This is a genomic window from Virgibacillus siamensis, assembly GCF_900162695.1.
In the GTDB taxonomy this organism is placed as follows: domain Bacteria; phylum Bacillota; class Bacilli; order Bacillales; family Amphibacillaceae; genus Lentibacillus; species Lentibacillus siamensis_A.
Genome location: NZ_FUIH01000007.1, coordinates 2264635 through 2279046 on the forward strand (window position 1 = coordinate 2264635; position 14412 = coordinate 2279046).

Here is a 14412-nt window from a genome sequence, read left to right on the forward strand (position 1 = left end):
CTACACCCTCCAATATCCAGCTTGTACCTCTCTCACCCGATTAACAGCATCCATCTGATTCTGATACAACGGCCCTTCATGAAATCCCTGATCAAATGGATCTTTCACACCGCTTTGTTTTCCATTAAACGCTTCCAAAATCCGAATTGTGCAAAATGGTACGTAAGCTGTGCTGTACCCTCCTTCATGACAGGCAACAAGCCGTCCATCACAGTGCTTTTCGGCCATCGCCTTAACTTTTTCAGCCATTTGATAAAAGCCATCTGCAGTCATCATCATTCGTCCCAAAGGATCAAAGCGGCTTGGATCCTGTCCTGCTGAAATCATTATTAATTCCGGCTCATACTGATTTATGATTGGCTCAATTATATGTTCAAACGTATAAAGATATCCTTCATTGCCAGTCCCCGCAGGTAGTTCGATATTTACAGTATAACCTTCCCCGGCATTCTCGCCGGTATAGGTTACTTGTCCGCGATTTTTCGGAAAAATATTTTCCTGATGAACCGAGATAAACAGCACGTCCGGGTCATTTCGAAACGCACTCTCCGTTCCATTGCCATGATGCACATCCCAATCAATAATTACAATGCGCTTCAGTCCATACGTTGCCTTCGCGTATTTGGCTGCTATCGCAATATTATTGAATAAACAAAACCCCTGCCCTTCGCCCTGCTCAGCATGATGCCCCGGCGGCCGGGTCAGTGCATAAGCATTGTTTACCTTACCTTGCATTACTGCGTCTGTTGCTGTTATCGCTCCTCCGGCTGACAATAGCGCTATTTCATATGTGTTTGGTCCAACAATGGCATGCTCACCGGCATCACCGCCGCCGTTATCACTCAGCCTGCTGATTTTTTCAATATATTCCGCGTCGTGGTTCATTTCAATTTCCTTACGAGTGGCACTCCGCGGTTCAATTTGATGTAACTCTTTCATAAATCTGGATCGCTCCAATAAATTTTTTACCCGGCGTTTTGTTTCCGGATTTTCCGCATGCGTATCCTCTTGTATCCATCCGCCGGAACCAATATTTAATGCGCCATTTCCGGTTTGATGCCAAAAATAACTTTCATCCCAAATGAATCCTGTTATCTTTTCCATTGAATTTCCTCCTCGCATTACAACAACCCTTCCTTTTTGTCAGCCAAATGAATCATTGTATCAAGCAAAACATTCGTTCCTTTAAAAATGTCTTCATCCAAGGTTAACTCCGATTCAACATGACTTTTACCACCAACACTTGGCAAAAAAATCATCCCGGTGTAGTCAATCGATCCTTCATTCGTTCAAAATTAATCGTAAGTGGTTCCATCAAAACATCTCCATTAATTAGTTTACTTGTGACCATATATCTTCTTTTTCTGCCTCATTATGCTTAGATGCCAACGATACAATGATTAGCGTCAAAGTGGATAGTGGCAGCCCGATAAAAACGGGATGAATGCCAAATGGATGCCCGGCTAATTGCCAAATAACGGCAATAGACAATCCTATCCACATTGCTGAAATACCGCCAGCCTTTGTTGCTCCCTTCCAGAACAATCCGAAAACAGATGGTGCTAATAATCCGGAAACCAGCATTGCTGTACCAATCACCCATAAAACTACCAGTTCCGGCATATATAGGGCGAGTAATACAGAAATTATTGAAACGGCGATTACTGAGTAGCGGCTGTAGCGCAGCATCTTTTTTTCTGAAGCATGTTTTATTCTAGGTTTTATAATATCGTTAATAATAGAAGATGAACCTGCCATAAAAAAGGAATCCGCACAGGATATGACAGTTGCCATCAATGCAATTACCATTATAACTACCATTGGGAAATTGAATACGGCACCAATCGCTTCATAATAAACAAGGTTCGGATTTATCTCTGTCATCTGCAACCCATATTTCAGAAAAGCGCCGGTTGAAATAATCGCTGCCCCGATTAAAAAAGCAATAATAATCGCAATCCAGTATCCGGATAAAGCAGTTTTGTAATCTTTAGCTGCCCAAAAGCGCTGCCATAAGTCCTGTCTGACAAATTGATAACCGCCTATCGTAAAGAAATAGACAAGCACTTCACTCGTGGAAATACTAGTGACACTTAATGCCCCGGAGTCACCTAATGAAGCGGCAAATGATTTCATTTCACCCCAGTCACTGCCAACCCAAAGGACAACCACAAATAATAGAAACACACCTAAAGTTTGTACAGTACCATGAATGGCATCCTGCCAAACGACCGATTTAAGCCCTCCAAAAAATGTTTTTATCGTCAGTAATACCCAACTGATTATGATTCCTGTCGTCATACTCAGTCCAATTGTCAGGTTTAAAATGGTCGCTATCGCAACAAATTGCATTCCGGTGACAGCACAATAAGCAAGGAGCACGCTGATTACCGTCGGAAGCCTGGCACCTTCACCATATCTGAGGGCTGTAAAATCCCCCAAAGTAACCATTTGATGTTTTTCACCAATCAAACGAATCCGCTTAACGAGAAAGGAAGCTGTAATAATTCCGGTAATTAATATACTGATATTCAGCCAATGCTGCCCCATTCCGAAACGATACGCATTCTCCATAAACCCAAGTAAAATAGATCCCCCAACCGCCGTTCCGACAAACGTTAAAATTAGCGGAAACATCGAAACAGATCGTCCCGCAACATTGTAGTCTTCATAATTCTTTATTTTGTGGTGATTAATATAATACGAAAAACCAATTAATAGTAGAAAATAGACCACTACGATAACCCCAAGTATCATTCGTTCCTGATCTGTAAACAATTTTCTCATCCTCTCATTTGGTATAAGCTCCAATAGACTTATTGAACAAAATCCGGGGAAGTGTTTTCACCTGTGTAACCCCTTTCAAAATACAATACAGGTATGAGTATACAAAAATAAACCAGCACTATGAACAGAACAGAATTGACATTACCTCTTCCCTGTTCATATAACTGGTTTATCCCCCTAGGTTTGCTCCCCTTATCCAGAAGAGTCAACTAGATTCAGCAGCTATTTAAGTATTAAACTATAGTGAATAATATATCAAACTAAGAAATTTCAGTCAATTACAAATATATTTCGACAAAATTCGGGTGGTGCCTGTCACCTGTCGAATTTTCGACAAGTGACAGGCACCCTCTAGTACCCTCATCCGCAAAATGCTATACTACTTACTGAAAAGGGGTGTGACAATGATTGTTTTAATCGATAACTATGATTCATTTACATATAATTTGGCTCAGTATATTGAGGAATTTGGACAACAGGTGCTTGTTGCAAGAAATGATGTCATTACAATCGGGGAAATCGAGCATATGAGGCCTGCAGCAATTGTCCTCTCACCAGGGCCGGGAAATCCGGGTCAAGCTGGAATATGTCTTGAACTTGTTAGAAAACTACACAATAAAATCCCAATTTTAGGTATTTGCCTTGGACATCAAATCATTGCACAGGCTTTTGGGGCAACGATCGAAAAGGCTGCCGCTCCAATGCACGGAAAGGTCTCATACATAACGCACGATGGAAAAGGCATCTTTCATTCACTCGACAATCCGCTCCGGGTAACGCGCTATCACTCACTGCTCGTCGATGCCGAAACCATCCCCGATTGCCTGGAAATCAGCGCTTCCACCAACAATGGTGAGATCATGGCCATTCGCCATAAAACACACAAAATTGAGGGCATACAGGCGCATCCGGAAGCTATTTTAACCGACAGTGGCAAGCAGCTTCTCAAAAACTTTTTCAATAGAATGGATGGTGAAATAAATGGGCACAGCAGGAAAGCCATATCTATCATTTGAATTTGCAGATCAGGATGGTAATAAAAGTCCCAAAACATTTCAAAACCCGCAACAAATCATTACGACAGACACCATCCGGGAAGTTCTTCCATGTCTTGAACAAGTCCGGTCCGCAGTTAATGAAGGGTATTATGCCGCGGGCTTTGTGTCCTATGAAGCAGCACCGGCCTTTGATAAAGCACATAAAGTCCATTCTGAAAGTGAGATGCCACTGCTCTGGTTTGGAATTTTCACCGAACCGACAAATGAAGTGATCCAAGGAAACGAATTTTTTCAAACGACTGAGTGGGAGCCTTCCGTTTCTGCACATGATTACAAGACGAATATTGAAAAAATCAAGCAGTACATCGAAGCAGGCGATACATATCAGGTAAATTACACGATACGGCTGAATGCACAATTCACGGGTGATTCGATGGCCTGTTTCCGGCAGCTTGCCAATGCTCAGGAAGCTGATTATGCCGCCTATATTAACACAGGTGAGCACACCATAATGTCCGCTTCTCCAGAATTATTTTTCCGGCTTAAGAATGGAAAAGTAACAACACGGCCAATGAAAGGTACAGTTAACCGGGGGAAAACATTTGAAAAGGATGCGCTAAATGCCGACTGGTTGATTAACTCTGAAAAAAACCGTGCTGAAAATGTGATGATAGTTGATTTGCTGCGAAATGACCTGGGAACTGTTGCCAAAACAGGCACCGTAACTGTTCCGAAATTGTTTACGATTGAACAATATCCGACTATATACCAGATGACATCGACCGTAACCGCGGAAACAGACAAAACCATCGTCGATATTTTTAAAGCTTTGTTTCCGTGCGGTTCTATTACCGGCGCCCCAAAAATCAGTACAATGAACATCATCCATGAACTTGAATCTGCTCCACGCAATGTGTATTGTGGTGCAATCGGCTACATTACACCAAATAACCAGGCTGTATTTAATGTACCAATCAGGACCGTCATGTTGAATAACAAAACCGGGAAAGCTGTATATGGAGCCGGTGGTGGTATCACGTGGGACTCCACAGCCGACGAAGAGTATGAGGAAGTACGAACCAAAACAAAGGTTCTTAAAACAACACACACACCTTTCAAGCTTTTGGAAACACTTGGAATAATCGATGGGAAGTATATCGTTTTAGGTGAACATTTGACCCGGCTGCAACAAACCGCTGCCTATTTTGACTTTGATGTGGATATTAGCGTGGTACGAAAGTGTCTCTTGCAAGTTGCCCGGGATAACAATACCGGTTGCCATACAGTACGATTGCTCGTGCAAAATGATGGCAGCTTTTCAACTGATGTGAAAAGATCAATAACGGAAATGACTTTGCCCGCTACCATAGGACTGGCAAAAGAGCCAATCAATAAAGAAGACATTTTCCTTTATCACAAAACAACCAACCGTGCAGTTTATCATTATTTTCAAAAACAGCACCCTGACAAATTTGATGTACTATTATGGAACAAAGACAACGAGTTAACTGAGTTTACAATCGGTAATCTTGTCGTGGAATTTAACGGTAATCTGTACACACCACCTGTCGAATGCGGGCTGCTGCCAGGAACATTCAGACAAAAGCTGCTTGAAGAAGAAAAAATAACCGAACGAAAAATTCATCTGAATGAACTTAAATCCTGCACAAGAATCTGGCTGATTAACAGTGTACGTCAATGGGTAGAAGTTAGATTGAAATATTAATCGACAAAACTCGAGTGGTGCCAGGCTCCTGTCAAATAAATAATGCCGGCATACACCGGCATTATTTATTAATCTATTTTATTTTAATATACCCCTACATTATTCCAGGCATCTGCTACGGCATTATATTCTGATCCGTATCCATATAAATCCGCGGCGGATTGCAGCAATGCTGCACGTGCATCACTGAAATTGCTGTATGGTCCAAGGTAGATGGACAAGGCACGATAGTATATTTTCTCTGCTTTCGCAACACCAATGCTTTCAATTGTGTTATACCCGGCTTTATTCGGAATACCACTGTTAGTGTGCACGCCGCCATTATCAGCATTTGTATACACATAATCATTCATATGCTCCGGCTGGCCATATGCCGGCGGGTTGGAAAGACTTCGCAGTGCATCCCCGCTCCGGTACGGTGTATACACATCTTCCCCAAGCAAATAATCCTGCCGTTCTACAAACACGGAAAAGACATCAGACATGGATTCATTCAGCGCACCAGGCTGATCCCGGTAAACCAGACCGGCCGTGTGTCCAGTCACTGCATGAGTCAGCTCATGCGCGACAACATCCAGTGCACCTGATAACGGGGCAAATGTAGTTCCGTCGCCATCGCCGTATACCATTTGCTGTCCGTTCCAGAATGCATTGTTGTAGTTGTTTCCATAGTGAACAGTCGAGCGAATGGATGCACCATTGCCATCGTAGCTGTTCCGGCCAAATGTGTTGTAATAATAATCATACACCTGATCCGCATAGGCATGTGCATCGACAGCCGCAGCCTGATACCCCGATGTAAAGGCGTTATTGCTGTCAGATGAACGATATCCCGGAAGCGATGATCCATTCTCAGCCGTAAACGTTTCGATTACACCATTCATCGGATTGGTTACATCATATAGAAAATAATAACCATTCGATAAGTACGTGTTCAATTGCTTGTAATCACCAAGTACCCCGTATCCATAACCATTCGCTGCACCAGCATCTGTGACTGCATTATACGAATCAATCACAGAACCATCGTTGGCATCCACGAAAATTTGCCAGTTACCGGGATCTGGATAAATAAACTGCAGTTCAACATGATATGCCAAGTGACTTTGCCCATCATTAGAATAGACGACAAGCTCAGCTTTCTCAGCGGTATTCTTCACACCGGATTTTGATAGCTTACTTGCTTTTTTCAATTCTTTTTTATCCGTCTTTTTTACCTTTGTTTCCTTTTTACTTAAATCAATAGATTTCCATGCTTCCTCAATAGCATCCCTTTTGGAAAGCTCTGCTTTACTACTTTCCATAGTTTTTGCTGCTTTCGGATGAATCGTACCCGTTACAGCTGATATAATACCTTTTTTATTCGTGTGGACCGTAAATGCCGACCCATACACCGGAACGCCATCAACCGATTGCATAAATTTATAATGCGTCATTCCAAGTTCGTCTTTCTTTTTTTCAACAAATGTTACATCAGAATCCGGATCCAGTTTAAACAGTTCCTTGTTCTCTTCTAAATATTGCTTCACCTGTCCAACACCATGAACTTGCTGTTTTGATAATTTTCCGGATACAAATGATGGTGCAGACTTATTTTTGTTCCAAACGACATTGAAATTGGAAGTTGTCATTGATTTCATTTCCTGCAGTGCATTGTTCCCGGCTTCTTCAGCGTTGACAGTTCCAGTCATCCCCGTCAATGTCAGACTCGCGGCCAGTGCTGTTCCAGCAACCGTATTAATTAGTTTTTTCTTCTTCAAACTACATCACCCATCCCATTGTTTAATGTGAAAGGCGCGCGCTTTTCGTAATCTTATGTACGGACCGTCTATTCCACAATAGCAAAACAATTACTAGATTCCTATAGTCATATCGGAACTTTTTGAAAGCGCTTAAATAGTACCAAATTGTAATGTTTTAAGGAAAAAAGAATCAAAATACGACATTTTCGGCTGAATTTCCGTTTTACCCCCTAATTCCAGTAAATTCCTTTTTATGTAAGATTGTTGAATGTTATCGCCCTAAGTTCCCCATAGGACTTTTCGGTCGGGAAAAATCCAACCACCACAAAAAACCCACTCAAAACCTTGTATCCACAAATATAACCATATTCGACAAAATTCGGGCAGTGACAGGCATCCTAAATACAAAATCCCATTCCGTACATAAATGGCGGTACGGGATTTTGATTATATGTACTTTTTTATCATTCCGCTTCACTGTATTTGTGATTAATGATCGTGTAAATGATTTGTTTGGCAATTGACTTCATATGGGAATTTTCCCGATATTGGACATAGACCTTATTCGGGATTGTAGCAATTTCAGTAATATACCTGACTGTTAATTCCGTTGCATAGTTTTTATCAATTGCCAGTTCGGGTGTAATCCCAATACCTACATCATTTGCAACAGCTTTCGAAAGCATTTCATTATTGGAAACATCAATACGGGTTATATTTTTTGCTCCAATCAACTTTCTATCTATTAAGTTCCATAACTTTGTATTACGTTTATAACTAATGATTGTCTCTTCCTTTAAATCTTTTACACAAAGTGTCTCTTTCTCACACAGGCTGTGATTGCTGGGCATTATACATACGAGATTGTTATCGAACAAATATTCCGATGTAATATCAGGATTATTGGAAAGCATTTCTCTTGTGAAAATCAAATCAAAATCCCCTGATAAAGCACCCTCATTTAAACTGACAGAATCATATCCTTCGATGATCTGTATATCGATTTTCCATTTTGGTTGAATCGTTTTTAATACCTCCGTAATGAATGAATATGAAAATCCCGGAGAAAAACCGACCTTAATGCTGGGGTTCTTAACCATGTTGGAAACCTCTTTGGAATGATCCATATAGATTAAGATATTTTCGGCGTAATCCAAAAATAGTTCCCCTTCCTTTGTCAAAGAAATCTCGTGTCCCGTTCGTTTAAAAAGATCACATTTCAGAATTTCTTCCAATGCTTTAATTCGAGATGTAATTGTTGGCTGCGTGACATTAAGGTTAATGGCAGCTTTCGAATAGCTCTTATATTCAGCCACGGTCAAAAAGGTTCGAAGTTGACTTTCATTCATTTCAGTTCCCTCCAGAACACGCACATAATACACACGGATTTAAGAAATCGTTTTCATTTTAAATCTATTAACTAATAATAGATGAATCAAAAACCGGATGTCAATAAAAAACTGAAGAATACTATTATAAGCCACTTTTTGAAAATGATATAAAAGTTTTTTTGGAATTAAGGGGAAAGCCAAGAAAAGTTCAATTGGAATCAGAATTGTCACGCTTTTATAATAACAGTAAGCCACTTAGGAAAAATCAAGTATATGAAGGATGCACAGCAAAGGAGTGGTTTTTACTTAAACGTCTTATGAAAGTGCTTACAAGTATTTAGAAAAAGTAGAGCTGCTGCTGAAGTAGATTCACAGTACAGATGATTAGCATTGACGCCAAAGTACTAACAATACGGAAATGGAGGGTATCAATATGAATGGTTATATTCACGACGATATCGAAAAAAATGAATTTTTGGTTCACCGAAGTGTTTTTACCGACCGCGAAATTTTGGCAAGAGAACGTGCTGAAATTTTCAATAAATGCTGGTTGTTCATCGGACACGAATCAGAAGTTCCCGAAAAAGGTGATTACAAACGAAAAAAAGTTGGCGGCCGTAATTTACTGCTGGTCCATAGCCAAGACGATGAAATCAGAGTGCTGTACAATACTTGCCCACACCGCGGTGCACTCGTTTGCCGCGAAAATGAAGGAAATTCTCGGGTATTCCGTTGTTTCTATCATGCCTGGAGCTTTAAAAACGATGGAAGCTTGACAGGCATGCCTGGGAAAGACGCTTTTCCGGATGATTTCAATGATGATGGCACAAAAAATATGAAAGCTGTTAACCGCTTTGAAAGCTATCGCGGCTTCATGTTTGTCAATTTCGATGATGATGCCATCTCATTATATGACTATTTGGCTGATGCAAAAGAATATCTTGATCTTGTTGCTGACCAAAGTGAAACAGGTATGGAAGTACTTGGAGGCATACAGGAATACAGCGTCAGAGCTAATTGGAAATTGCTCGCCGAGAACAGTGCTGATCTCTATCATGGCCTGCCGACACATAAGACATACTTTGATATCAAGCAGCAGCAGGATCCGAACCTGAAAAAAGTGGGACTTCACGGGGTTGGAAAATCACTTGGAAATGGTCATGCGGTTGTTGAGTACAAAGCACCGTGGGGCAGACCTGTCGCACAGTGGACTCCCATCTGGGATGAAGATCTGAAACGTGATATGGAAAAAATGAAGGAGCGGTTAACCGAAAGATTTGGCGAAGAACGGGCCGACCGGATTGCCAATTGGAATCGTAACATTATTATTTTTCCTAACTTGGTCATTAACGACATTATGGCTGTAACGGCAAGAACGTTTTATCCAACATCTCCAGGCTATTTGGAAGCTACCGGCTATGCGTTAGCCCCTAAAGACGAGGATATGGTGCACCGTTTAGCCAGAAATAACAACTTCCTTGAGTTTCTTGGGCCGGGCGGTTTTGCAACACCGGATGATAATGAAGCCCTGGAATTATGTCAGGAAGCATACAACAACAATCAGGAAGTTGAATGGAATGATGTTTCCAGAGGGATGCTGCGCGGGGAGGAAAACGCTTTAGGTACAGACGAACTGCAAATGAGAAGCTTCTGGCGGGAGTTCGATGCACGCATGAAAAAGTCGCTGCAGAAGGAGGTTACCCGTGTATGACTGTGAAAACGTTGGAACGGCAGGAAATTGTTGATTTTCTGTATAAAGAAGCCTACTTGCTGGATGAGTGGAAGCTGAAAGAATGGGCTGCCTTGTTTACAGATGATGGTACGTACAAAGTTCCGCCACTGGGCGACCCGGATGCTGATGCGCGAACATCGTTATTCTTTATTCACGATGATCGGAAGCGAATTCAGGATCGTGCAGAGAGACTGCTGAAGAAGGAAGCACATGTGGAATATCCGCATTCAACAACCTTGCGCAATTACCATAACATTATCGTTGACGGTTTGGATTCAGACGTGATTACAGTAGTCTGCAACTTCACTGTCCACCGGACCAAACGTGAAGTGGTGGATGCATTTATCGGCAGAAGCACATACGAACTCGTTCAGCAGGATGGTCAACTGCGGATAAAAAACAAAAAAGTAGTCTTGAAACTGGATAGTCTGAGACCACATGGCAAAATCAGCCTTATTTTATAACGACAGGAAAATCAAATTAAGGTTGACCTTATAAGAAAAACTTCGGCACTCGCCATAAGATGTGGCGAATGCCGGGTTTTTCCAGTAGTAAGTTTATGCATTGGAGGGTTTGACGGAATGGATTATAACAACGAAGTCTATGATATTACCATTGTCGGCGGAGGTCCTGTCGGTTTATTCACCGCTTTTTATGCGGGAATGCGCCAGGCGAGCGTTAAAATAATCGAAAACCTCCCTGAATTGGGTGGCCAACTTACCGCATTATACCCTGAAAAATACATTTATGATGTCGCCGGATTTCCAAAAATAAAAGCACAGGATCTGGTAGATCAATTAAAGGGGCAGATGGATCAGTTTGAAAATGAAATTTGTTTGAATCAGGAAGTTCAACATGTCACGAAAGAAGATGACATTTTTAAGATATCAACAAATTCCCAGGTTCATTATTCCAGAACAATTATCATCACTGCCGGAAATGGTGCTTTTAAACCGAGGACAATGAAGCTGGAAAATGAAGAACGGTTTGACGGCAAGAATCTGCATTATAAGATTGACAAACTGGATCATTTCAAAGATAAAGAAGTTTGTGTGTTTGGCGGCGGTGATTCCGCAGTGGATTGGGCGCTGATGCTTGAAAATACGGCTTCCAAAGTATCCATTATTCATCGCAGAGACAAATTCAGGGCGCATGATTACAGTGTCAAACTAATGAAAGAATCGTCCATTGATATTCTAACGCCATATGTTCCGGTTGAATTATCAGGTGAAACAAACATTGAAAACATTAAACTCAAACAGCAAAAGGGAGATCAGATCATCAACCTGGAAGCAGATGACTATATTGTTAATTATGGTTTTATATCAAATCTGGGCCCTATTAAAGACTGGGGATTGGCCATCGATAAAAATCAGATTCTCGTCAATTCAAAAGCGGAAACGAATATCCCGGGCATCTATGCTGTTGGCGATGTCTCAACGTATGACGGCAAGGTGAAATTGATGGCTACCGGATTCGGTGAAGCACCGATTGCTGTGAGCAGTGCGAAAGTATACATCGATCCGAAAGTATCTTTTACTACTGCACACAGTACAACGATCATGGAAAAGAAAGAAAAGAAGGAACAAAAACAAAAAGTTGCTGCACATTAAAATAAAATATAGATTCACCAGGAGGTAATACTTGATGTCAAAAGTTAAAGAAGAAGTTCAAAACGAAGTATCAGCCCAGCAACGGCTGGAGCAACATTTACGAACGGTGGCCCATCTCGGTCATGTTGAAATCGGCGTTACTAAATTTGAAGATTCATTATGGTTCTATACAGAGGTTTTAGGACTTGTCTTGACTGAAAAGGAAGAAGGACGCGCTTATTTAAGAGCATGGCAGGATTTTGATCATTACACATTGGTACTGCAGGAATCAGAGACGTCTGAGGTTAACCGCATGAGCTGGCGAGTTGCTACAGAGGAATCGCTGGATTTATTCGAAAAGTATCTTAAAGACTCGAACATTGACTTTCAACGGATTGAATCCGGCCAGAAGAAAGCCCTGGGGGATGCAATTCATTTTAAATCACCATCCGGATTGCCTATCCAATTGTACTGGAAGAAAGAATTGTTTGAAACGGATGACCCAAAACTGCAGTCGCAACTGCCTAGTCACCCAAGTAAATACAATGTAAAAGGTGTATCACCGCGACGTTTTGACCATGTCAATATTATGGTAGATGACGTTAAGGCCGAACAGGAATGGTGGACTGATTTTCTGGGAATCCATCATCGTTATTATATTCAAAATGAAGAAGATACCCGTTTAGGATCTTGGTTAAGCAGAACGAATATTGCCCATGAAATTGCTTTCATGCGTAATGCCAACCAGAATGGGGCCAAATTCCACCATCTGGCGTATTTCCTGGATTCCCCGGATGAGCTGATTCGCGCTGCCAACATCATGGCGGAAAATGGCATCGAGATTGAGTGGGGCCCTGGAAAGCATGGAACAAGCGGCGCACAGTTTATCTACGTGTTTGAACCATCTGGTCACCGTGTGGAACTTTGGACTGGCGGCTTCCTGATTTTCTCACCAGATTGGAAAGCAATTGAATGGACTTCAGATGTTGGTGAGCTCGGACTGGAGATGTGGGGTAGTAAGCCGCCGAAATCCTACTTTACGTACGGTGTCGATATCGGCGAATAAAAGAATGAAAAGAAAGAAAGGTAGGTGCAATAGTCGCCTATCTTTCTTTCAACATGCAATATTGATGGATACTCGTACGACAATTTCACAAAAAATCTATGAATACTGGGAGAGTGTGTTTTGGGACAACATTTTAAAGTAGATTTTCATACACATGTTATATCGGAAGAATTTTTGAATCTTGCCGAAAAATATGGTGATGACCGCTGGCCGGTTCTGGAAAAAACGTGTGACTGCGGCGCCAACATTATGATAGCTGGAAAGAAATTCAGAGAAATTACCGATCACACGTGGGATCCGGAAGAACGCATAAGAGATATGGACAACGAAGGAATTAATGTCCAGGTATTATCACCGATTCCGGTCACATTCAGCTACTGGTCTGAACCTGAACAAGGTCTTGAAATGGCTCGTTTTCAAAATGATTTTATCGCATCCACTGCAAAGGAATATCCAAAGCGGTTTGTCGGATTAGGTACCGTTCCACTGCAGGATGTTGATTTGGCTATTAAAGAAATGGACCGGGCAATCCATGAATTAGGATTGAAAGGAATCGAACTGGGAAGCAATGTTAACGGGAAGAACCTGGACGATCCTTCATTACGAAAGTTCTTTCAATACGCTGATCAATGGAATGTCCCACTGTTTATTCATCCGTGGGCAACAATGGGACGGGAACGCATGCCGCGCCATAATTTCATGTATATGGTCGGAATGCCTTCTGAAACAGCACTTGCAGCCGGAAGCATCATCATGAGCGGGATGCTGGATGAGTATCCAAACCTGAAAATTTGCTTTGCACATGGCGGCGGTTCATTGCCGTATCTGCTGCCGAGAATGGACAAAGGCTGGAATGTCTGGCCGCAGATCAGAAAAACCGAAAACCTTCCAAGTCATTATGCGAAGCAGTTCTATTATGACACGCTGGTTTATGATACGCAGAATTTGCAGTTCATGCTGGACAAGTTTGGTCCAAAGCAGATTATGGTTGGGACGGACTACCCGTTTTTACTTCGTGAAGTTCCGGCGGGTAACATTGTTGAGCGTATATCTTTATATGATGAGGATAAGGACAGAATCCGCGGATTGAATGCCCTGGAATTTTTGAATTTGGATAAAGAAACATTTCAGCGTACACCTCAGACCAGCAACAACCATACATCATAAGGAGGAATCTGACATGGCTTTTGTTATAACATCACCTTGTAAGAATGAGAAATCAGGCGAATGTGTTGAAGTTTGCCCTGTGGATTGTATCGAAGAAGGCGAAGACATGTTTCATATCGACCCGGATCTCTGCATTGATTGCGGAGCATGCGAGGCTGCCTGTCCGGTTGAGGCAATCTATATGGAAGATGAAGTACCGGAGGAAGAAAGTGAATTTATCAGTCTTGCCCGTAAATTTTTTGAATAGAGTCACCAAGCAGCACTTTTCTTA

At 41.7% G+C, this 14412-nt stretch carries 13 protein-coding genes; 8 read left to right on the forward strand and 5 right to left on the reverse strand.

All coding sequences use genetic code 11. From position 1 onward, the window contains the following. From B1K71_RS15075 to B1K71_RS15080, 3 genes are all read right to left on the reverse strand, one after another. Positions 1–1104 (reverse strand): class II histone deacetylase, encoded by a 1104-nt coding sequence (locus B1K71_RS15075; protein ID WP_077328475.1) that lies wholly within the window; start codon positions 1102–1104, stop codon positions 1–3. Between the two features lie 17 nt (positions 1105–1121). After that, entirely contained in the window at positions 1122–1250 is a 129-nt protein-coding gene (locus B1K71_RS20280) for a hypothetical protein (protein WP_281250350.1), read from the reverse strand. Between the two features lie 82 nt (positions 1251–1332). Next, a complete protein-coding gene (locus B1K71_RS15080; RefSeq protein ID WP_077328477.1) occupies positions 1333–2778 on the reverse strand; it encodes a sodium:solute symporter family protein in 1446 nt (481 codons plus the stop codon). A 413-nt stretch (positions 2779–3191) separates the two neighbouring features. On the opposite strand from B1K71_RS15080, the gene B1K71_RS15085 reads away from it, so the two are divergent. Together B1K71_RS15085 and pabB are read left to right on the forward strand one after the other, a co-directional pair. After that, the gene (locus tag B1K71_RS15085) at positions 3192–3803 is read left to right on the forward strand and encodes an anthranilate synthase component II (RefSeq protein ID WP_077328479.1); all 612 of its coding nucleotides are present in this window, start codon (positions 3192–3194) and stop codon (positions 3801–3803) included. Further along, complete coding sequence (gene pabB / locus B1K71_RS15090; RefSeq protein ID WP_077328480.1) at positions 3769–5511, forward strand: aminodeoxychorismate synthase component I; 1743 nt, start codon at positions 3769–3771, stop codon at positions 5509–5511. The genes B1K71_RS15085 and pabB overlap by 35 nt, the downstream gene beginning before the upstream one ends. An 83-nt stretch (positions 5512–5594) precedes the next feature. Here the strand turns inward: pabB and B1K71_RS15095 are convergent, their stop codons facing one another. Beyond that, positions 5595–7271: a M4 family metallopeptidase gene (locus B1K71_RS15095; protein WP_245799306.1), complete on the reverse strand. Its 1677-nt coding sequence runs from the start codon at positions 7269–7271 to the stop codon at positions 5595–5597. Between the two features lie 446 nt (positions 7272–7717). Continuing rightward, the gene (locus B1K71_RS15100; protein WP_077328481.1) at positions 7718–8602 is read right to left on the reverse strand and encodes a LysR family transcriptional regulator; all 885 of its coding nucleotides are present in this window, start codon (positions 8600–8602) and stop codon (positions 7718–7720) included. A gap of 415 nt (positions 8603–9017) precedes the next feature. Between B1K71_RS15100 and B1K71_RS15105 the strand changes: the two genes are divergently transcribed. The 6 genes from B1K71_RS15105 to B1K71_RS15130 all read left to right on the forward strand — a co-directional run bounded on the left by B1K71_RS15105 (position 9018) and on the right by B1K71_RS15130 (position 14388). Further along, the gene (locus tag B1K71_RS15105; protein WP_077328483.1) at positions 9018–10295 is read left to right on the forward strand and encodes an aromatic ring-hydroxylating oxygenase subunit alpha; all 1278 of its coding nucleotides are present in this window, start codon (positions 9018–9020) and stop codon (positions 10293–10295) included. Continuing rightward, a complete protein-coding gene (locus tag B1K71_RS15110) occupies positions 10292–10780 on the forward strand; it encodes an aromatic-ring-hydroxylating dioxygenase subunit beta (RefSeq protein WP_077328485.1) in 489 nt (162 codons plus the stop codon). Before B1K71_RS15105 ends, B1K71_RS15110 begins: the two co-directional genes overlap by 4 nt. A 117-nt stretch (positions 10781–10897) precedes the next feature. Continuing rightward, entirely contained in the window at positions 10898–11929 is a 1032-nt protein-coding gene (locus B1K71_RS15115; RefSeq protein WP_077328487.1) for an NAD(P)/FAD-dependent oxidoreductase, read from the forward strand. Between the two features lie 34 nt (positions 11930–11963). Beyond that, complete coding sequence (locus B1K71_RS15120) at positions 11964–12974, forward strand: VOC family protein (RefSeq protein WP_077328489.1); 1011 nt, start codon at positions 11964–11966, stop codon at positions 12972–12974. 120 nt (positions 12975–13094) lie between these two features. Then, the gene (locus B1K71_RS15125) at positions 13095–14141 is read left to right on the forward strand and encodes an amidohydrolase family protein (RefSeq protein WP_077328491.1); all 1047 of its coding nucleotides are present in this window, start codon (positions 13095–13097) and stop codon (positions 14139–14141) included. A gap of 13 nt (positions 14142–14154) precedes the next feature. Next, entirely contained in the window at positions 14155–14388 is a 234-nt protein-coding gene (locus tag B1K71_RS15130; RefSeq protein ID WP_077328493.1) for a DUF362 domain-containing protein, read from the forward strand. The last annotated feature ends 24 nt before the right edge of the window (positions 14389–14412 follow it).

Coding starts and splice junctions, on each gene's coding strand:
- B1K71_RS15100 (WP_077328481.1), bottom strand. CDS start 8,602: ATGAATGAAAGTCAACTTCGAACCTTTTTGACCGTGGCTGAATATAAG.
- B1K71_RS15120 (WP_077328489.1), top strand. CDS start 11,964: ATGTCAAAAGTTAAAGAAGAAGTTCAAAACGAAGTATCAGCCCAGCAA.
- B1K71_RS15105 (WP_077328483.1), top strand. CDS start 9,018: ATGAATGGTTATATTCACGACGATATCGAAAAAAATGAATTTTTGGTT.
- pabB (WP_077328480.1), top strand. CDS start 3,769: ATGGGCACAGCAGGAAAGCCATATCTATCATTTGAATTTGCAGATCAG.
- B1K71_RS15085 (WP_077328479.1), top strand. CDS start 3,192: ATGATTGTTTTAATCGATAACTATGATTCATTTACATATAATTTGGCT.
- B1K71_RS15115 (WP_077328487.1), top strand. CDS start 10,898: ATGGATTATAACAACGAAGTCTATGATATTACCATTGTCGGCGGAGGT.
- B1K71_RS15130 (WP_077328493.1), top strand. CDS start 14,155: ATGGCTTTTGTTATAACATCACCTTGTAAGAATGAGAAATCAGGCGAA.
- B1K71_RS15110 (WP_077328485.1), top strand. CDS start 10,292: ATGACTGTGAAAACGTTGGAACGGCAGGAAATTGTTGATTTTCTGTAT.
- B1K71_RS15075 (WP_077328475.1), bottom strand. CDS start 1,104: ATGGAAAAGATAACAGGATTCATTTGGGATGAAAGTTATTTTTGGCAT.